This window comes from Pedococcus sp. KACC 23699, from assembly GCF_045348425.1.
Classification (GTDB): Bacteria; Actinomycetota; Actinomycetes; order Actinomycetales; family Dermatophilaceae; genus Pedococcus.
The window spans coordinates 423,419-442,406 of sequence record NZ_CP157483.1 but is presented as its reverse complement, the minus strand read 5'-3'; the positions used below and the strand labels follow the sequence as shown (position 1 = coordinate 442,406).

The window sequence follows — 18,988 nt, the reverse complement described above, 5'->3', positions numbered from 1 at the left end:
GAGGGCTCCGCATCGTCGGGGAACGTGGTGTGGACATCCTTGCCGGTCGTGCCCGGTTTGGCCACGCATCGGGCGCCGTGTGCACGGCGCGAGGTCCAGCTCCGGTATGCCGCGGGCGCGGCTACCCTGCCAACGCCGAACTCCGCGGGGGAGTGCCGCGCCTCCGCGGTGGCCGTCGGTGCCGTGCGGCAGGATGACCTGCGTGAGTGAGATCGTCTCGAGCAGCGTCCCCGACCAGGTCCGTCACGAGTGGACCGACCTCGCCGAGCAGGCCAGCGCGGCACAGTTCGCCTACCACGTCAGGGACGCCCCGACGATCAGTGACGGCGAGTACGACGCGCTCATCCGCAGGCTGACCGAGATCGAGGACGCGCACCCGGAGCTGCGGTCCCCCGAGAGCCCGACGCAGCAGGTCGGGGGAGCGGCGTTCAGCACCGACTTCCAGGCGGTGGACCACCTCGAGCGCATGCTGTCCCTCGACAACTGCTTCTCACCGGAGGAGCTCGCCGCCTGGGCGGCCCGGGTGACCCGTGACTCCGGGACGACGGACTTCCACTACCTGTGCGAGCTGAAGATCGACGGCCTGGCGGTCAACCTCCTCTATGAGAAGGGCCGCCTGGTCCGGGCCCTGACCCGCGGCGACGGCCGCACCGGCGAGGACGTGACCAACAACGTCCGGACCATCGACGGCATACCCCACCAGCTGGCGGGCACCGACCACCCGGCTCGCGTGGAGATCCGCGGTGAGGTGTTCTTCCCGATCGAGGGGTTCGCCGACCTCAACGCCTCGCTCGTGGAGGCAGGGAAGCCGCCGTTCGCCAACCCACGCAACTCTGCCGCCGGCTCCCTGCGGCAGAAGGACCCCCGCGTGACGGCGAGCCGTCCGCTGCACATGCTCGTGCACGGCATCGGTTTCCGCGAGGGGTTCGAGCTGACCAGGCAGTCGGAGGCCTACGAGCTGCTGCGCGAGTGGGGGCTGCCGATCTCGAGCCACTTCAAGGTCGTCGACACCATCGAGGAGGTGCAGGCGTTCGTCGTGCACTTCGGTGAGCACCGGCACAGCGTCGAGCACGAGCTCGACGGCATCGTGGTCAAGGTCGACGAGGTCAGCCTCCAGCGCCGGCTCGGGTCCACGTCGCGGGCGCCGCGCTGGGCGATCGCCTACAAGTACCCGCCGGAGGAGGTCAACACCAAGCTCCTCGACATCCAGGTCAACGTGGGCCGCACCGGCCGGGTGACCCCGTTCGGGGTGATGGAGCCCGTGCTGGTCGCCGGGTCCACCGTCGAGCGGGCCACCCTCCACAACGGCGACGAGGTGCGACGCAAGGGGGTCCTCATCGGTGACACGGTGGTCCTGCGCAAGGCCGGGGACGTCATCCCCGAGATCCTCGGTCCGGTCGTCGAGCTGCGCGACGGCACCGAGCGGGAGTTCGTCATGCCGACGGCCTGCCCGTCGTGCGGCACGCCCCTCAAGCCGGAGAAGGAGGGCGACAAGGACATCCGGTGCCCCAACGCGAGGACCTGTCCCCAGCAGCTGCGTGAGCGGCTCGCCGGGCTGGCCGGTCGCGGCGCCTTCGACATCGACGCGCTCGGGTGGGAGGGTTCCATCGCGCTGCTCGACGCGGGTGTGCTCGAGGACGAGTCTGGGCTTTTCTCGTTGGGGGAGAAGGAGATCGCGCAGGTCCCGCTGTTCACCCGCGCCGCGAAGAAGACCGACCCCGAGGACGAGGTCGTCGACGGCCGCGTCCTGTCAGCCAACGGCAGGCGGCTCGTCGACAACCTCCAGCAGGTCAAGACCCAGCCGCTGTGGCGGGTGCTCGTCGCGCTGTCGATCCGCCACGTGGGGCCCACCGCTGCGCGTGCGCTGGCGCAGCACTTCGCCTCGATGGACGCGATCCGCGCGGCCAGCCTCGAGGAGCTCGCCGGGGTCGAGGGGGTCGGGGGCGTGATCGCGGAGGCGGTGCGCGAGTGGTTCGACGCCCCCGGCAACGACTGGCACCAGCGGATCGTCGACCGTTGGGCCGCTGACGGCGTCCGGATGGAGGACGAGCGCGACGCGTCGGTCGAGCAGACCCTCGCGGGGCTGACCATCGTCGTGACCGGCTCGCTGGAGGGGTTCTCCCGTGACGAGGCCAAGGAGGCGATCCTGTCCCGTGGTGGCAAGGCCTCGGGTTCGGTGTCGAAGAAGACCGACTACGTCGTCGTCGGGGAGAACGCCGGATCCAAGGAGGACAAGGCCCGCGAGCTGGGGCGACCCATCCTCGACGAGGCGGGGTTCCGCCGGCTGCTCGCCGACGGTCCGGAGTCCGGCACCGAGGGGGACTGACGTGATCGACGAGCAGACCTACCTGCGGTTCTGTGAGGAAGCCCTGGTCGCCATGCGCGACCACGTCCTCGAGCTGGGTGACGACCTCGCCAACACCCGACCCGACCTCCTTGGTGCCAACACCCCGTACGCCATCCTCACCCACTGCCTCGGCGTGGTGGCCGGCTGGGCGTCGACGGTCAACCTGGGGGAGGTCGTGCCCCGTGACCGCGCTGCCGAGTTCACTGCCACGGGGCCGGTCGCCGTGCTCGCGGCAGACACCGACCGGATGGTGAAGTCGTTGCAGGAGTGGGTCGCCCGGTCCAGCGTCTCGGCGCCGCCGGTCAACCCGACGCCGGGCAGGCAGGACTGGTTCTCCGCCACGCAGGGGGGTGTGCTGTTCCACGTCTACGAGGAGCTGGCCCAGCACCGCGGACACGTGGACGTCACCCGCGACCTCCTCGTGGCGCGGTCCCGCGCGACGGACTGACTCGCGTCAGCGTCGTGCTGCCGACGGTGGCGAAGGGCCTCGTCGACGTGTCCCGAGCCATCAGCTTGGCGGTCGAACCACTCCCGGCCGGGGGACCGTACTCGCACCGTCACGCCGCATACCTGCAGGTCAGTGGGCACACGCCATATGGCCGCTTTGTGTGACTCACCCACATTGAGCAGCGACGTCGCGCAGGCGAAGCATGGCCGGTATGCGCCCGACAACGACGTCACGCCGGCGGATCACCGCCCTCGCCACCGCTGCCAGCCTCGCCCTCCTGGGCGCACTGGCCACCGCCGAGCCGGCCTCGGCACACCGCGACACGCCGCACCCCGGCACGGCGCGCAACGGCCACTGCGACCGCCAGTCCAAGGTGCGGGTCCCCGGAGCCGAGGTGCAGAAGGTCGCCTGCCTCGACGACCTCACCACCGCGGGCACCGTCGCCTCGGGACACACCAACGCCAATGACTGGGCCGGCCTGAACGCCGCGGGCACGGTCAACCCGACCGGGATCCCCGGCATCCAGGTCGACGGGTACTTCCCCGACACCTCGACCACCAACACCAACAACGGCTGGAACCACGACTCGCAGTTCGTCCTGCGCCTCCCGGACCACTGGAACGGCGGTCTGGTCGTCAGCGGCGCGCCCGGAGTCCGTGGCCAGTACGCCAACGACTTCATCATCGGTGACTGGGTGCTGAGCAAGGGCTACGCGTTCGCCTCGACCGACAAGGGCAACACCGGTGCCGCGTTCTACCGTGACGGGAGCGCCCCCGGTGGCTCGATCCGTGAGTGGAACTCCCGCGTGACCCAGCTGACGGTCGCCGCGAAGGCGACGCTGAAGAAGGCCTACACCAAGGCGCCGAAGCGGACCTGGATGGTCGGCATCTCCAACGGTGGCTACCTCACCCGCTGGCAGCTCGAGAACCGCCCCGACCTCTACGACGGCGGCGTCGACTGGGAGGGGACGTTGTTCCGGTCCGAGGGGCCCAACCTGTTCACCTACCTGCCGACCGCGCTGAAGAACTACCCGAAGTACGCCGCCACGGGCGACCAGGCGGCGCACGACGCGATGATCGCGGCCGGCTTCGCCCCGGGCTCGGAGTTCCTGTGGGCCTTCCACTACTCCTACTACTGGGACCTGACCCAGCGCATCTACCGCGAGGAGTTCGACCCCCAGTGGGACGGCGCCCTTGACGCCGGTGTGCCGTTCTGCGCCAGCGGCACCCCGAGCTGCGACGCCGACTACGACTACGCGTCACGTCCCCAGTCGGTGAAGGATGTCGTCAGGTCGGTGTCGCTCACGGGGAAGATCCGCAAGCCGATGATCACCGTCCACGGGACGCTCGACACGCTGCTGCCCATCAGCACGGACTCCGATGAGTACGACCGTCTCATCGACCAAGCCGGCAGCGGGAGCCTGCACCGCTACTACCGGGTGGCGGACGGCACGCACACGGACGGCCTCTACACGGCGTACCCGGACAAGCTTCGGCCGCTCCTGCCCTGTGCCCGTAGCGCGTTCGATGCCCTGACGGGTTGGGTGGAGCGGGGTACGGCTCCGCCGGCCGAGGGCTTCGTCGCCCGTCCGAGCAGTGGCGACCTGGTCAACACCTGCACCCTCTGAGCGCCGAGGTTCCACACCTTGCGCCAAAGATGTACCTGTGGGCCGAAGTCCCAGACCTCGGCGCAGGACGTCAGTCCGCGGCGGTCCCTTCGGGGGCCGCCGCGGTGCTGCGTACGGCGTCGCTGGCCTCCGTGATGATGGCGGCCATCGCCGCCGAGGCGGCTCGGCCGTCGCCGGAACCGATCGCCTGCGCCACATCGCCGTGCAGCCGGATGGCCACCGGGTTCGGGCGGGCCGGCATGAGCTGGTGGTGGGTGCGGCCGGCCAGCACCTCGGCCACGACGTTGGACAGTGCCGCCAGCATCTCGTTGCCGCTCGCCTCGAGCATCGTGGTGTGGAAGACCGTGTCGGCCTCGAGGTAGGCCTCGAGGTCGCCCGCCTTGGCATGCACCGTCATCTGCATGACCGCGCCCACCATCGCTCCACACTGCTCGGGAGTGGCTCGCTCGGCAGCCAGCTCGGCAGCCACCGGCTCGAACCCCCGGCGCAGCTCGCCGAGCGAGACCAGCTGGTCCTCGCGGTCGGGGCCGTCCAGGCGCCACCGGATGACCCGCGGGTCGAACACGTTCCACTGGGTGCGGGGTCGCACGCGGACGCCGAGGCGCCGCCGGGTCTCGACCAGTCCCATCGAGGACAGCACGCGCACGGCTTCGCGGACGACCGACCGCGAGACACCGAACCGCTCGTCGAGCTGGTCGATCCGCACGACGGCCCCGACCGGTGCCGTCCCGGAGACGATCTCCTGTCCGAGCGCGTCCAGGACGCTGGCGTGCAACCCGGGGACGGGATGGTCGGTGGACATGACCCAAGGGTGCCAGAAGCCGACCACAGGTCCTATGACGGTCTTTAAATAAGATTTGTTTGTCCCTGAGTCTTGTCAAAACCGATCTCATCAGGGACTCTGGATGCCGGAAGCCTCGACGTCGAGCTCCCAGAACGATGCTCACCGGACAAAGGAGTCGCGGACATGACCAGCACCAGCCCACCTCTCGTCGTGATGATGGGGGTGTCCGGCTCCGGGAAGACGACCGTGGGAGCAGCCCTCGCGCAGCGGCTGCGGGTCCCGTTCGCCGATGCCGACGACTTCCACCCGCCGGAGAACATCGCCAAGATGGCCGCCGGGATCCCCCTGGACGACGACGACCGCGGTCCGTGGCTGCAGACGATCGCCGCCTGGCTGGGGGAGCACGCCGTCACCGGTGGGGTCGCGAGCTGCTCGGCGCTCAAGCGCGCCTACCGCGACATCCTCACCTCGGCCGCGCCGCACACCGTCTTCATCCACCTCCACGGTGACCGCGACGTGCTCGCCGAGCGGGTCGCCGGGCGCCCCGGGCACTTCATGCCCGCGGCCCTCATCGACTCGCAGTTCGCCACCCTCGAACCCCTCCAGGCCGATGAGATCGGTCAGACCCTCGACGTCGCCCAGCCCGTCGACACCCTTGTCGAGCAGTCGCTCGACGTCCTCGCCTCGAAAGGTGCGTCGCTCGCATGACCACTGACCTGTTCTCGTTCCTGCAGCCGGCCCTCGCGGCCGCCGACGCCCCGGCCATCCCGGCGGGGCGCCTGGTCCCCGCCGCCCTGATCGGCATCGCCGTGATCGTCCTGCTCATCACGAAGTTCAAGCTCCACCCCTTCCTCGGGCTGACCCTGGGCTCACTCACGGTCGGTGCGGTCGCCGGGGTGGCCATGGGTGACGTGGTCACCAGCTTCACCAAGGGCTTCGGCTCCACCGCCGCCAGCGTCGGCACGCTGATCGCGCTGGGCGCGATGTTCGGCAAGCTGCTCGCCGACTCCGGGGGCGCCGACGAGATCGTCGACACCATCGTCGGACGTTCCTCGGCGCGCACGCTCCCGTGGGCGATGGCCGGGGTGGGCGCGCTGATCGGCCTGCCGATGTTCTTCGAGATCGGCCTCGTGCTGCTGATGCCGGTGATCTTCCTCGTCGCCCGCCGCTCGGGTCTGTCGGTCATCAAGGTCGGCATCCCTGCTCTGGCCGGCCTGTCCGCCATGCACGGGCTCGTGCCCCCGCACCCCGGTCCGCTCGTGGCCATCGACGCCCTCAAGGCCAACCTCGGCATCACCTTGGCCTTCGGTGTCCTCGTCGCGCTGCCGACCATCGCGCTCTCCGGTCCGTTGTTCGCCCGCATCGCCGGCCGCTGGGTCGACGTGCCGGCCCCGGACATGTTCGCTGTCGACGGTGACGGCGGCCGCGAGGAGCGGCTCGAGCGCCCGTCCTTCGGCGTCACGCTGTTCGCCGTCCTCACGCCCGTCGTCCTCATGATGGGCAAGGCGCTCGCCGACATCTTCACCGCCGAGGGCAACCCGGTCCGGACCGTGCTCGACTTCCTCGGCACCCCGCTCGTGGCCCTGCTCATCGCAGTCATCGTCGGCATGTTCACCCTCGGCCGCGGCGCCGGCATGGGCACCAAGGAGCTCTCGACCTCGCTCGAGAAGTCGCTGCCGCCGATCGCGGGCATCCTGCTCATCGTCTCCGCCGGCGGTGGTTTCAAGCAGACCCTCGTCGACACCGGCATCGGTGGACTCGTCGCCGACTGGGTGCAGAACAGCGGCATGTCGGTGCTGCTGCTGGCGTGGATCGTCGCGGTCCTCATCCGCCTCGCGACCGGCTCTGCGACGGTCGCCACGGTGACCGCCTCGGGCATCCTCGCCCCGTTGGCCGCCGGCATGAGCACCCCGGAGGTGTCGCTGCTCGTCCTGGCCATCGGTGCCGGCTCGGTCTTCTTCTCCCACGTCAACGACGCCGGCTTCTGGCTGGTCAAGGAGTACTTCGGCCTCAGCGTCGGCCAGACGATCAAGTCCTGGTCGCTGATGGAGACCGTGCTGTCGGTGTCCGGCCTGGTGTTCGTCCTCCTCCTCGGCCTGGTCGTCTGACCCCGGTCAGCAGCACCCCTCCTGACCTTTGGGTGCCCGGGTGGTCGGATTAGCGACCGTCCGGGCACCCAAAGTCGCGAGGGAGGGGTATGGCGCGAGGGCGACGCCGGTCGGCCGGTCGGCGCCGTGCGGACCGTGCCATAGAGTTGGTCCTCGTGGCCGTCGACTTCCAGCAAGAGATCAAGAACCTCCGCACCACCATGGACTCCGTGCGTGAGGTGACCGACCTGGCATCGCTGCAGGAGCAGATCACCGACCTCGAGGCCAAGGCCTCCGCGCCGGACCTGTGGGACGACCCGGACGCCGCCCAGGTGGTGACCTCCGCGCTGAGCCGCGCCAACTCCGAGCTCGAGCGCGTCAAGAGCATGGACTCGCGCATCGACGACCTCGAGGTGCTCGTCGAGATGGGCACCGAGGACGGCGGCGACGCCGCAACCATGGCCGAGGCGGAGCGCGAGCTCGTGTCGCTCCAGAAGGCCGTCGGCGAGCTCGAGGTGCGGACCCTGCTCTCGGGGGAGTACGACGAGCGCGCCGCCGTCATCACCATCCGCTCGGGTGCGGGCGGCGTCGACGCCGCCGACTTCGCGGAGATGCTCATGCGCATGTACCTGCGCTGGGCCGAGCGCCACAACTACCCCGCGCAGGTGATGGACACCTCCTACGCCGAGGAGGCCGGGCTGAAGTCCGCCACCTTCGAGATCAACGTGCCCTACGCCTTCGGCAACCTCTCCGTCGAGGCCGGCACCCACCGCCTGGTGCGGATCAGCCCGTTCGACAACCAAGGCCGTCGCCAGACGAGCTTCGCCGCCGTCGAGGTCATCCCGCTCATCGAACAGACCGACCACATCGACATCCCCGAGAACGAGATCAAGGTCGACGTCTTCCGCTCCAGCGGTCCCGGCGGCCAGAGCGTCAACACCACCGACTCCGCCGTCCGCATGACCCACATCCCCACCGGGATCGTCGTGTCGATGCAGAACGAGAAGTCGCAGATCCAGAACCGCGCCGCCGCCCTGCGCGTCCTGCAGTCCCGCCTGCTGCTGCAGCGCCAGGCCGAGGAGGCCGCCGAGCGCAAGGAGATGGCCGGCGACGTCAAGGCCAGCTGGGGCGACCAGATGCGCTCCTACGTGCTCCAGCCCTACCAGATGGTCAAGGACCTGCGGACCGAGTACGAGGTCGGCAACCCCTCGGCGGTCTTCGACGGTGACATCGACGGCTTCATCGAGGCCGGCGTGCGGTGGCGCAAGGAGCAGCAGAAGGCCGCGGAGTAGGACGCAACGCCGAGCAGGCGCGGCTGCGCGGCATACCGGGGTCGGCGACCTATCCTCGGGTGGTCGTGCGCGGGCAGCCGCGGGCGCCAGGTATGCCGTCCCATCCAGTCCCCCCGGTAAGGCTCACGCCCGCGCATGATCCGTTTCGAGAACGTCAGCAAGGTCTATCCCCGGTCCACCCGACCGGCGCTGAGCGACATCAACCTCGAGATCGAGCGGGGCGAGTTCGTCTTCGTCGTCGGGTCGTCCGGGTCGGGCAAGTCGACGCTCCTGCGCCTCGTGCTCAAGGAGGAGGGCGTGTCCCAGGGCACCGTCCTCGTCGCCGGCCAGGAGGTCGGGAGCCTGCCGCAGCGCAAGGTCCCGCGCCTGCGTCGTGAGATCGGCACGGTGTTCCAGGACTTCCGCCTGCTGCCCAACAAGAGCGTCTACCAGAACGTCGCGTTCGCCCTGCAGGTCCTCGGCCGCTCGGGCCACGCGATCCGCCAGGTCGTCCCGGAGACCCTGGAGATGGTCGGCCTCGACGGCAAGGAGAAGCGCCTGCCGCACGAGCTCTCCGGTGGTGAGCAGCAGCGCGTCGCCATCGCGCGCGCGTTCGTCAACAAGCCGCCGATCCTGCTGTGCGACGAGCCGACCGGCAACCTCGACCCGACCACCAGCCTCGACATCGTGCGGCTGCTCGACCGGATCAACCGCACCGGCACCACCATCGTCATGGCCACGCACGACGACGACATCGTCGACCAGCTGCGCAAGCGCGTCGTCGAACTGAAGAACGGCCACATCATCCGCGACGAGAACAAGGGCGTCTACGGCAGCGGTCGCTGACCGCGCGCCACGGACCTCGGGAGACCTCACCCCATGCGACTGCAGTTCATGCTCAGCGAGATCTGGATCGGCCTGCGCCGGAACCTCTCGATCGCCGTCTCGGTCATGCTCGTGACCACGGTCTCGCTGTACCTCCTCGGCCTCGGCCTGCTGGCCCAGCGCGAGGTCGACACGCTCAAGGGGTACTGGTACGACCGGATCCAGGTCTCGATCTTCATGTGCGGTGACGACTCGGCCGAGGCCAACTGTGCCGGGAAGCCGGTCAGCGAGGAGCAGAAGACCGCCCTCAAGGACCAGCTCGACCAGATGAAGCCGCTGGTCAAGAACGTCTACTACGAGTCCGAGCAGCAGGCCTACGACCGCTTCCAGGAGCAGTTCCGCAACAGCCCGCTGGCCAGCAACATCCGGGTGGGCGACATCCCGCAGAGCTACCGCGTGCAGCTGTCCGACCCCACGAAGTACGAGGTCGTGGTCAGCGCTTTCGAGGGGGCGCCCGGTGTCGGCCGGGTGCAGGACCAGCAGAAGACGCTCGACAAGCTCTTCAAGGTGATGAACGGCATCACCATCGCCTCGCTGGGCCTGGCGTTCATCATGATCATCTGCGCCATCCTGCTGATGGCGACGACGATCAGGCAGGCTGCGTTCACCCGCCGGAGAGAGACCGGCATCATGAAGCTGGTCGGCGCGAGCAACCTCACGATCCGGCTCCCGTTCGTCATGGAGATCGTGCTGGCGACCGCCGTCGGTGTCAGCGCCGCGGTCGGCCTGCTGTGGGCGACGATGCGCTTCCTCGTCGTGCCGTATGTCGCGCAGGTGCTCCCGGACGTGGCCCTCGTCGGCGTCATGGACGTCTGGCTCATCGCGCCCTACCTCGGCGGCCTCATGCTCTCCATCGCCATCGTCACCTCCTGGGTGACCTTGTGGCGGTACCTGCGCGTCTGACCACGAAACTGCTGCGCCCTGTGTTACCAATGAGGCCTATGAGCGCCATCGCCCCGCGTCGTCGCGCCCCCCGCCCCGTCCGGCTCACCGCCCTGGGTCTGGCTGCGGCCTGTTCCCTGGCCCTGGCGACCCCCTCGCTGGCGGCCACGGCAGCCGGAACGACCGCTGCAGCGCAGGCGGGCGTCGTCGGTCGTGCTGCCGCCGGCGCCCCTGCCTCCGCCCTGGCCTCCGCCCCGGCTGCCACCGACCCGGGGAGCGCCAAGAAGAAGGTCGACAAGGAGATCGAGGCGCTGCGCGGCCAGCTCGAGGACACCTCCTCGGCCCTGCGCGACGCCTACATCGCCCTGCGACGCACCCAGCTGGCACTTCCGGCAGCTCAGGCGGTCCTCGACAAGGCGACGGCCCAGATGTCGGCCGCTGACGTGCACAACGACGAGATGGCGGTCGCGCTCGACGTCGCCAAGGCCAACGAGGCGCGCGCCGTCGACGACCTCGCGGGGACCCGCAAGGACCTCTCCGACACCCGGGGCCGGGTCGCGAGGTTCGCCTCCCAGCTGTACCAGGACCAGGGCATGGGCCAGCTGTCCGTCGCGCTGAGCGCCACGACGCCCGAGGACTTCGCCGACCGCGTCGCCCTCACCGACACCGTGATGGACGTGCAGAACCAGTCGCTGACCAAGCTCGCGACGGCGCAGGCCGCCGCGCGGGCCCAGGAAGCGCACATCAGGGCGCTGCGGTCCCAGGTCGCGGCCGCCAAGAAGGCAGCCGAGGTGGCCCTCGCTCGCGCGACCAAGGCCAGGGCCACTGCCGCTGCCGCCAAGGCCGAGCTCGACGCACTCGCCGCGAGGCAGGCCGCGCAGTCCAAGGACCTGGAGTCGAAGAAGGCCGGTGAGAAGGCCTCTCTCGCCACCGCCCAGAAGGAGCAGTCCAGGCTCCAGGCGGTCCTCGTCGCCCGGGCCAAGGCGGCCAAGGCGGCTGCCGCACGCAGGGCTGCTGCCGAGGCTCGCGCCCGAGCTGCCGCGCGCAAGGCGCACCGCCCCATACCCCGGTCGACGCTGCCCACTGCGCCGAGCTCCGGCGGCTTCCTGAGCGCACCGTCCGACGCGCCGATCTCCTCCGAGTTCGGGATGCGGTTCCACCCCATCCTGCACTACTGGCGCCTGCACGCCGGCCGTGACTATGCCGCCTCCTGCGGCTCGCCGATCCGTGCCGCCGCCGACGGCACGGTCATCTCCGCGGGCTGGGGAGGCGGGTACGGCAACCGGATCATGGTCGACCACGGCGTGCTGCGCGGTGTCGACCTGGTGACGACCTACAACCACATGGAGCGCTATGCCGTCCGCGGCGGTCACGTCTCCCGTGGCCAGGTGATCGGCTACGTCGGCACCACCGGGTCCTCGACGGGCTGCCACCTGCACTTCGAGACCTACGACGACGGCACCCCGGTCGACCCGCGACGCTGGCTCTGAGCCGAAAGCCGCAAACCCGTCGCGGTCCCACCCCCTCCAACAGGTAGCGTTGACCTGCTGCCCGGATGACCCGGGCGGCTCGACGGACGTGCAGGTGCAGACAGACGGGATGGGGCAGTGGCCAAGGCCAATGACGAGGGTCGCAAGGTGGTGGCGAGCAACCGCAAGGCACGCCACGACTACCTCATCGAGGACACCTTCGAGGCAGGTCTGGTCCTCATGGGCACCGAGGTGAAGAGCCTGCGCATGGGGCGTGCCTCCCTCATCGACGGGTACGCCGCGTGGCGCGGCGACGAGCTGTGGCTCGAGGGCGTCCACATCCCGGAGTACATCCAGGGGACCTGGACCAACCACACGCCACGACGGCGTCGCAAGCTGCTGCTGCACCGGGCCGAGCTGACCAAGATCGCGCGCAAGTCCTCCGAGAGCGGCCACACGATCGTGCCGCTGCAGATGTACTTCAAGGACGGGATCGCCAAGGTCGAGATCGCCGTGGCCAAGGGCAAGCGGCAGTACGACAAGCGTCACGCCCTGCGTGAGCGGCAGGACAACCGCGAGGCCCAGCGGGCGCTGGGCGCCAAGGGGCGCCCGCAGGCATGAACCGGCTGGGGGGAGCCGCCCGTCGTCGTGTGTTGGCGGGATGGGCGGCGCTGGCACTCGGCTTCGCCGTCCTGGTGCTGTCAGGGGGGGCCGCGTCGGCAGCAGCGTCGGACGACCTCGCCACGAAGTTCCACGTCGACTTCACCCTCAACCAGGACGGCTCGGCCGACGTCGCCGAGAACATCACGTGGCAGTTTCCCTCGGGGCAGGACCGGCACGGTATCGAGCGCTTCATCACGGTCCGGGCCGGGTACCAGGGCCGCACGGACACCTACCGCGAGTACCCGATCAGCGACATCACGGCGAGCTCCCCGTCGGGAGCGCCGTCCGACGTGTCCGTGAGCGACGCCACCGACGGCACCTCGGTGCGGATCCGCGTCGGCAACCCCGACCAGACCGTCACGGGCACCCAGACCTACGTCGTGCGCTACCACCTCGCCGCCATCGTCAACGGGTTCGCGGACCACGCGGAGTTCTACTACAACCTCATCGGCGCGGCGAACGACAGCACCTACGAGAACGTCAGCGCCTCGGTGACCGGTCCCGGTGCCGCCGACCGGGCCGAGTGCTTCTTCGGCGAGCTCGGTTCGACCGACCGCTGCACGGCGACCCCGGGCGCGACGGCGCAGTTCAGCGCGGCCAGGGCAGCCCCCGGGCAGGGCGTCTCGATCCTCGCCTCGCTGCCACGCCAGGGGTTCGGCGCGCTCGAGCCCGTGCTGCACCAGGGCGAGGTGTCCAGCGACGGTGGGGTCATCACCACCCAGACGTCCAAGGCCCTGGGCGCGCTGGCGCTGGGCGCGGGGGTCACCCTCCCGCTGCTGGCCGCCGGCCTGATGGGCACGTTGGTCTACACCCGAGGTCGGGACGAGCAGTATGCCGGCGTGACACCCGGCCTGACGCCCGGCCTGGCCCCGGTCCCGGGCGCGGGCCTGAGCGCGGGCTCGGGCTCGGGCGCGGCCCCCGGCGCCATACCGAGTGCGGTCTCGGGCCCGCAGGCCACGGCACCGGTCGTGCGGGCCGGCAAGCGGGTCGTGGCGGTGCAGTTCACCCCGCCGCAGGGGGTGACCCCGGGCCTCGTGGGCACGGTCATCGACGAGACGGCCAACACCGTCGACGTCTCGGCGACCCTCGTCGACCTCGCGGTGCGCGGGCACCTCACCATCGAGCCGATCGAGTCGGGGATGTTCAAGAGCAAGGACTGGCGGCTGACGCGGACCTCGCCGACCGCGGCCCAGGCTGCGCCTCTCCTGCCCTACGAGGAGGCGCTGCTGGGCGGGGTCTTCGCGACGGCCCCCGTGCGCGACCTGTCTGACCTGAAGAACACCTTCAAGCCGACCCTGACGCGGGTGCAGTCGCTGATGTACGACGAGGTCGTCCGCCGCGGCTGGTTCCGCCGGTCACCCCAGGCGCAGCGCGGGGCCTGGACCACCCTGGGTGGCCTGCTCGTCTTCGTGCCCGTGTTCGTCGGCGTCTGGCTGAGCGGCCCACTGAGTCGACTGGGTTCGAGCAGCAGCCTGGGCGTGCCGCCCGGGATCGCGCTCGTCGCTGGGTGCGTAGCCGCGGGCGTCATCGTGCTGGTGCTGGGGCGGAAGATGGCCGCGCGCACGGCCGAGGGCAGCGCTGTGCTGGCCCAGTCCGAGGGCTTCAAGCAGTATCTCGTGACGGCGGAGGCCTCCCAGATCAAGTGGGAGGAGGCGCAGGACGTCTTCAGCCGCTACCTTCCCTACGCCATCGTCTTCGGGGTCGCGTCGCAGTGGGCCTCAACCTTCGAGAAGGTCGCCGAGGCGGCAGCCGCCGCAGGCCACGTGGTGACGCCGCCGCTGTGGTACCTCGGCGGCACCATGAACTCGTTCGGCGGGATCGCCGACGGCATGGACTCGTTCGCGACGACTGCGGGCGGCACGTTCACCAGCACGCCGGGCAGCTCGGGCGGGTCCGGGTTCTCCGGCGGTGGCGGCTTCTCCGGAGGTGGTGGCGGCGGCTCGTCGGGCGGCTCCTGGTAGCCCACGACACGACAAAGCGGGGGTTGCTCGGCGAAACAGGGTCTGTGGGGACCGTTTCGCCGGGCAACCCCCGCTTTGCGGGTGCGTCGCTCAGTGCTTGAAGGCGTCCTTGACCTTCTCGCCGGCCTGCTTGACGTCGGACTCGGCCTGGTCGGTCTTGCCCTCGGCCTCGAGGCGCTCGTTGTCGGTGGCCTTGCCCGTGGCTTCCTTCGCCTTGCCGGCGAGGTCGTCCTTGGTGTTGTCGAGCTTGTCGGTGAGTCCCATGGTGTGCTCCTTGGTGAGAAGTGTTTCCATCGCGGCCGTGACCGTCCGCGCCGGCTGCACGTCCTGACGGCCGCTTCTTGACCCCCGTGCCCTTCGACCGTAACCCGGTGAACGGATATCCGCAGGTCAGGGGGCGAGGACGAGCAGCAGGTCGCCGCCCTCGACCTGCTGCTGGGAGCCGATGGCGAGCCGCTTGACCGTGCCGGCGACGGGGGCCGTGATGTTGGCCTCCACCTTCATGGCCTCGATCGTCGCGACGACGGCACCGGCCTCCACCGCCGAGCCCTCCTCGACCGCGAGGCTGACCACACCGGCGAAGGGGGCCGCGACCTGTCCCTGGTCGGACGGGTCGGCCTTCTCCGCGGCCTTGACGTCGACCGCGACCTTCTCGTCGCGCACCTGCAACGGGCGCAGCTGGCCGCCCATGGTGAACATCACGGTCCGCATCCCGCGCTCGTCGGCGTCGGAGACCGACTGCAGCCCGATGAGCAGGCGCTTGCCGGGCTCGAGGTCGATCTCGTGCTCGTGGCCGACCTCGAGGCCGTGCAGGAACTCACGGGTGCCGAGCACGGCGAGGTCGGAGTAGGCGTCCCGCGACTTCGAGAAGTCCTTGGTCGGGCCGGGGAAGAGCAGCCGGTTGAGGGTCTGGCGCGGAGTCGCGCGCAGCGCCTGGGCGTCCTCGTCGGACAGCTCGGTGACCCGCGGCTTGGGGTTGCGCCCCTCGAGGGCCTTGGTGCGGAACGGCTCCGGCCACCCACCCGGCGGGTCGCCGAGCTCGCCGGACAGGAAGCCGATGACCGAGTCGGGGATGTCGTACTTCGTGGGGTTGGCCTCGAAGTCCGCGGGGTCGGCCTTGGCGCCGACCAGGGCCAGGGCGAGGTCGCCGACGACCTTGCTGCTCGGGGTGACCTTGACGATGTTGCCGAGGATCCGGTTGGCCGCCGCATACGTGTCCTCGACGGCCTCGAACCGGTCGCCGAGGCCGAGCGCGATGGCCTGCTGGCGCAGGTTGGACAGCTGGCCGCCGGGGATCTCGTGCGTGTAGACGCGACCGGTGGGGGAGGGCAGGCCGGACTCGAACGGGAAGTACAGCTGGCGGACGGCCTCCCAGTAGGGCTCGAGGTCGCAGGCCGCACGCAGGCTCAACCCGGTCTCGCGCGCGGTCCCGTCGGTCGCCGCGATGAGCGCCGACATCGCGGGCTGGCTCGTGGTGCCCGACATGGATGCGCTCGCGACGTCCACCGCATCGACGCCGGCGTCGATGGCGGCGAGCAGCGTGCCGAGCTGGCCACCCGGGGTGTCGTGGGTGTGCAGGTGCACCGGCTGGTCGAACCGCTCACGCAGTGCCGTCACCAGGGTGCGGGCGGCCGGGGCGCGCAGCAGGCCGGCCATGTCCTTGATGGCGATGATGTGGGCGCCGGCCTCGGCGATCTGCTCGGCCAGACGCAGGTAGTAGTCGAGCGTGTAGAGCTTCTCGCCGGGGTTGGTGAGGTCGCCGGTGTAGCAGAGCGCGACCTCGGCGACGGCCGTGCCGGTGGCCCGCACGGCGTCGATGGCCGGTCGCATCTGGTTGACGTCGTTGAGCGCGTCGAAGATGCGGAAGATGTCGATGCCGGTGGCCGCGGCCTCCGTGACGAACGCGTCCGTGACCGCGGTGGGGTATGGCGTGTAGCCGACCGTGTTGCGCCCGCGCAGGAGCATCTGGAGCGGCAGGTTGGGCATGGCCTCACGCAGCTTGGCGAGCCGGTCCCACGGGTCCTCGGCGAGGAAGCGCAGGGCCACGTCGTAGGTCGCGCCACCCCAGGCCTCGACGCTGAGCAGCTGCGGCGTGAGCCGGGCGACGTGCGGCGCGACGTGCATGAGGTCCCGGGTGCGGATCCGGGTGGCGAGCAGGGACTGGTGGGCGTCGCGGAAGGTCGTCTCGGTGACGCCGACGGCCTCCTGGGCGCGCAACGCGTCGGCGAACGCCTGAGGGCCCTCGCGCAGCAGTCGGTCGCGGGCACCAGGCGGCACCGGCGAGGTCGTGTCGATGGCCGGCAGCTTGGAGCGCGGCGAGACGCGCGTGCGTCCGGGGCCGTGCGGCTGGTTGACGGTCACCTCGGCGAGGTAGGTGAGCAGCTTGGTGCCGCGGTCGGCGGAGATGCGGGCCGTCCGCAGCTCGGGGCGCTCGTCGATGAACGCCGTCGAAAGCCTTCCGGCCTGGAAGTCGGGCTCCTCGAGCAGCGCCTGGAGGAACGGGATGTTCGTCGAGACACCACGGATCCGGAACTCCGCGAGCGCGCGGCGGGCGCGCCGTACGGCCGTCGGGAAGTCACGGCCACGGCAGGTGAGCTTGACGAGCATCGAGTCGAAGTGGGCGCCGATCTCGGCACCGACGAAGACCGTGCCACCGTCGAGCCGCACGCCGGCGCCACCGGCGGAGCGGTAGGTGGTGATGTGGCCGGTGTCGGGGCGGAACTCGTTGGCCGGGTCCTCGGTGGTGATGCGGCACTGGAGCGCGGCGCCGCGGATCTGCAGGGACTCCTGCGAGAGACCGAGGTCGGCGAGGGTCTCGCCGCTGGCGATGCGCAGCTGCGAGCTGACGAGGTCGACGTCGGTGATCTCCTCGGTGACCGTGTGCTCGACCTGGATACGCGGGTTCATCTCGATGAACACGTAGCGCCCGTCAGGGGCGAGCAGGAACTCCACGGTGCCCGCGTTGACGTAGCCGATCTCCTTGGCGAACGCGACGGCGTGCGCGCACATCTCCTCGCGCAGGGCGGGGTCGAGGTTGGGCGCCGGGGCGATCTCGACGACCTTCTGGTGGCGGCGCTGCACCGAGCAGTCACGCTCGAACAGGTGGATGACGTTGCCCTCGCCGTCGGCGAGGATCTGCACCTCGATGTGGCGCGGGCTGACCACGGCCTCCTCGAGGAACACCGTCGCGTCGCCGAACGCCGACTCCGCCTCGCGCATGCACGCCTCGAGGGAGTCGCGCAGGTCTTCGCGACGCTCCACGCGCCGCATACCTCGTCCACCACCGCCGGCCACGGCCTTGGCGAAGATGGGGAAGCCGATCTCCTCCGCACCCTTGACGAGCTCCTCGACGTCGGTGCTCGGTGCGGCGCTGCGCAGGGTGGGCAGGCCGGCCTTCTTGGCCGCGGCGATGGCGCGGGCCTTGTTGCCGGTGAGGTGGAGCACCGAGGCGGGCGGGCCCACGAACGTCACGCCGGCCGCGGTGCAGGCCTCGGCCAGGTCGGGGTTCTCCGACAGGAACCCGTAGCCCGGGTAGACCGCGTCGGCGCCGGCCTCGACCGCGGTCCGCACGATGCCCTCGGGGTCGAGGTAGGCGCGGACGGGGTGGCCGGCCTCACCGATCTCGTAGGCCTCGTCGGCCTTGAGCACGTGCTCGGACTTGCGGTCCTCGTGGGGGAAGACCGCGACCGTCTTGGCGCCGAGCTCGGTGGCGGCCCGGAAGGCCCTGACCGCGATCTCTCCACGGTTGGAGACGAGCACCTTGCTGAACACGAGACCTCCTGCGAAACCTGCGGGCAAGACTGGGGACGAGCGTGCAGGTCGATCTTAGGGAGCGTTCGCGGGCTGAGACCGGACGACCGCGATGCGGACAGTCCCGTGCGAGGTATGGCGCGGGCTCGACGCCCGCGCCACCCCTCAGTTCGCGGCGGTGAAGCGCTGGCGGCGGTGCCTCGGCTGCTCGAGCTCGTCGACGAGGGCGACGGCGTAGTCCTCGGCGCTGATCTGGCTGCCCACGAGGTCGTCGAGCCCGAGGGTGTAGGTGCCGGTGCGCTCGCCGGGCGCGATGGCCGGGGCGGGGGAGAAGTAGGTCCAGTCCAGCTCGGCCGGTGCGGCGCGGAACAGGTCGAGGGTGACGGCGCCCGAGGTGGCCTCGGCCCGGTACTCCTCGGGGAACCCTTCGCTGTCGAGCAGGCGGGTGCCGTCGGCAAGGAGCAGCGAGCCGGCGCCGCCGACGAAGACGACGCGCGCCGAACCGGCGTGCGCGATCAGGTTCTGGGCGGCCGCGAGCCAGGGCTCGTGGCTCTCCGGTGCGGCTGGGGCCGGTGGCGGAGACGATCACGTCGTGGGCGGCCGCGGCGGCGGTCACCGAGTCGGGGTCGCCCAGGTCGCCGACGACGGACTCGACGCCTTCGACGCCGGTGTCGGCCTGGCGGCGGGACAGGGCGGTGACGTGGTGGCCGCGGGCGACGGCCTCGCGTGCGATACGGCTGCCGATGGTGCCGGTGGCTCCGAAGAGGGCGATCTTCATGGTGCTGCTCCTGGTCTGCTGGACGGGCGGACGTTC

General features: G+C 70.5%; 14 protein-coding genes and 1 pseudogene. 11 read left to right on the top strand and 4 right to left on the bottom strand.

Features of this window, described 5'->3' with window-relative positions; translation table 11 throughout:
• Positions 1-193 precede the first annotated feature (193 nt).
• The 3 genes from ligA to ABEG17_RS02095 all read left to right on the top strand — a co-directional run bounded on the left by ligA (position 194) and on the right by ABEG17_RS02095 (position 4,422).
• On the top strand, positions 194-2,326 hold the full coding sequence (ligA, locus tag ABEG17_RS02105) for an NAD-dependent DNA ligase LigA (protein WP_406831596.1): 2,133 nt from the start codon (positions 194-196) through the stop codon (positions 2,324-2,326).
• A 1-nt stretch (position 2,327) separates the two neighbouring features.
• Entirely contained in the window at positions 2,328-2,795 is a 468-nt protein-coding gene (locus ABEG17_RS02100; protein WP_406831595.1) for a DUF664 domain-containing protein, read from the top strand.
• A gap of 211 nt (positions 2,796-3,006) precedes the next feature.
• On the top strand, positions 3,007-4,422 hold the full coding sequence (locus tag ABEG17_RS02095) for a 3-hydroxybutyrate oligomer hydrolase family protein (protein WP_406831594.1): 1,416 nt from the start codon (positions 3,007-3,009) through the stop codon (positions 4,420-4,422).
• 70 nt (positions 4,423-4,492) lie between these two features.
• Here the strand turns inward: ABEG17_RS02095 and ABEG17_RS02090 are convergent, their stop codons facing one another.
• Positions 4,493-5,224, bottom strand: a complete 732-nt coding sequence (locus ABEG17_RS02090) for a FadR/GntR family transcriptional regulator (protein ID WP_406831593.1) — start codon at positions 5,222-5,224, stop codon at positions 4,493-4,495.
• Positions 5,225-5,389: 165 nt separating this feature from the next.
• On the opposite strand from ABEG17_RS02090, the gene ABEG17_RS02085 reads away from it, so the two are divergent.
• From ABEG17_RS02085 to ABEG17_RS02050, 8 genes are all read left to right on the top strand, one after another.
• Complete coding sequence (locus tag ABEG17_RS02085) at positions 5,390-5,914, top strand: gluconokinase (RefSeq protein WP_406831592.1); 525 nt, start codon at positions 5,390-5,392, stop codon at positions 5,912-5,914.
• Positions 5,911-7,314, top strand: a complete 1,404-nt coding sequence (locus tag ABEG17_RS02080; RefSeq protein WP_406831591.1) for a GntP family permease — start codon at positions 5,911-5,913, stop codon at positions 7,312-7,314. Before ABEG17_RS02085 ends, ABEG17_RS02080 begins: the two co-directional genes overlap by 4 nt.
• 155 nt (positions 7,315-7,469) lie before the next feature.
• A complete protein-coding gene (gene prfB / locus ABEG17_RS02075; RefSeq protein ID WP_406831590.1) occupies positions 7,470-8,585 on the top strand; it encodes a peptide chain release factor 2 in 1,116 nt (371 codons plus the stop codon).
• Positions 8,586-8,720: 135 nt separating this feature from the next.
• Positions 8,721-9,410: a cell division ATP-binding protein FtsE gene (gene ftsE, locus ABEG17_RS02070; protein WP_406831589.1), complete on the top strand. Its 690-nt coding sequence runs from the start codon at positions 8,721-8,723 to the stop codon at positions 9,408-9,410.
• Between the two features lie 33 nt (positions 9,411-9,443).
• A complete protein-coding gene (ftsX, locus tag ABEG17_RS02065; protein WP_406831588.1) occupies positions 9,444-10,352 on the top strand; it encodes a permease-like cell division protein FtsX in 909 nt (302 codons plus the stop codon).
• Between the two features lie 38 nt (positions 10,353-10,390).
• Entirely contained in the window at positions 10,391-11,821 is a 1,431-nt protein-coding gene (locus ABEG17_RS02060) for a M23 family metallopeptidase (RefSeq protein ID WP_406831587.1), read from the top strand.
• 117 nt (positions 11,822-11,938) lie between these two features.
• Positions 11,939-12,421 carry an SsrA-binding protein SmpB gene (gene smpB / locus ABEG17_RS02055; protein ID WP_406831585.1) on the top strand — a complete coding sequence of 161 codons (483 nt, stop codon included), beginning with the start codon at positions 11,939-11,941 and terminating at the stop codon, positions 12,419-12,421.
• Positions 12,418-14,424 carry a DUF2207 family protein gene (locus ABEG17_RS02050; protein ID WP_406831584.1) on the top strand — a complete coding sequence of 669 codons (2,007 nt, stop codon included), beginning with the start codon at positions 12,418-12,420 and terminating at the stop codon, positions 14,422-14,424. The genes smpB and ABEG17_RS02050 overlap by 4 nt, the downstream gene beginning before the upstream one ends.
• A gap of 90 nt (positions 14,425-14,514) precedes the next feature.
• On the opposite strand, the gene ABEG17_RS02045 is transcribed toward ABEG17_RS02050, so the two are convergent.
• The 3 genes and pseudogenes from ABEG17_RS02045 to ABEG17_RS02035 form a co-directional block, all read right to left on the bottom strand.
• Positions 14,515-14,688 (bottom strand): CsbD family protein, encoded by a 174-nt coding sequence (locus ABEG17_RS02045; RefSeq protein ID WP_406831583.1) that lies wholly within the window; start codon positions 14,686-14,688, stop codon positions 14,515-14,517.
• Between the two features lie 126 nt (positions 14,689-14,814).
• Positions 14,815-18,195: a pyruvate carboxylase gene (locus tag ABEG17_RS02040; protein WP_406831582.1), complete on the bottom strand. Its 3,381-nt coding sequence runs from the start codon at positions 18,193-18,195 to the stop codon at positions 14,815-14,817.
• Between the two features lie 592 nt (positions 18,196-18,787).
• A pseudogene (locus ABEG17_RS02035) lies at positions 18,788-18,952 on the bottom strand (NAD(P)H-binding protein); the annotation flags it as partial.
• Positions 18,953-18,988: the final 36 nt, after the last annotated feature.

Excerpts from the sequence above, each read along its gene's own strand:
- ABEG17_RS02090 (WP_406831593.1), bottom strand. The coding sequence starts at position 5,224 with ATGTCCACCGACCATCCCGTCCCCGGGTTGCACGCCAGCGTCCTGGAC.
- ABEG17_RS02050 (WP_406831584.1), top strand. The coding sequence starts at position 12,418 with ATGAACCGGCTGGGGGGAGCCGCCCGTCGTCGTGTGTTGGCGGGATGG.
- ftsE (WP_406831589.1), top strand. The coding sequence starts at position 8,721 with ATGATCCGTTTCGAGAACGTCAGCAAGGTCTATCCCCGGTCCACCCGA.
- ABEG17_RS02085 (WP_406831592.1), top strand. The coding sequence starts at position 5,390 with ATGACCAGCACCAGCCCACCTCTCGTCGTGATGATGGGGGTGTCCGGC.
- ABEG17_RS02095 (WP_406831594.1), top strand. The coding sequence starts at position 3,007 with ATGCGCCCGACAACGACGTCACGCCGGCGGATCACCGCCCTCGCCACC.
- ftsX (WP_406831588.1), top strand. The coding sequence starts at position 9,444 with ATGCGACTGCAGTTCATGCTCAGCGAGATCTGGATCGGCCTGCGCCGG.
- ABEG17_RS02080 (WP_406831591.1), top strand. The coding sequence starts at position 5,911 with ATGACCACTGACCTGTTCTCGTTCCTGCAGCCGGCCCTCGCGGCCGCC.
- ligA (WP_406831596.1), top strand. The coding sequence starts at position 194 with ATGACCTGCGTGAGTGAGATCGTCTCGAGCAGCGTCCCCGACCAGGTC.
- ABEG17_RS02060 (WP_406831587.1), top strand. The coding sequence starts at position 10,391 with ATGAGCGCCATCGCCCCGCGTCGTCGCGCCCCCCGCCCCGTCCGGCTC.
- ABEG17_RS02045 (WP_406831583.1), bottom strand. The coding sequence starts at position 14,688 with ATGGGACTCACCGACAAGCTCGACAACACCAAGGACGACCTCGCCGGC.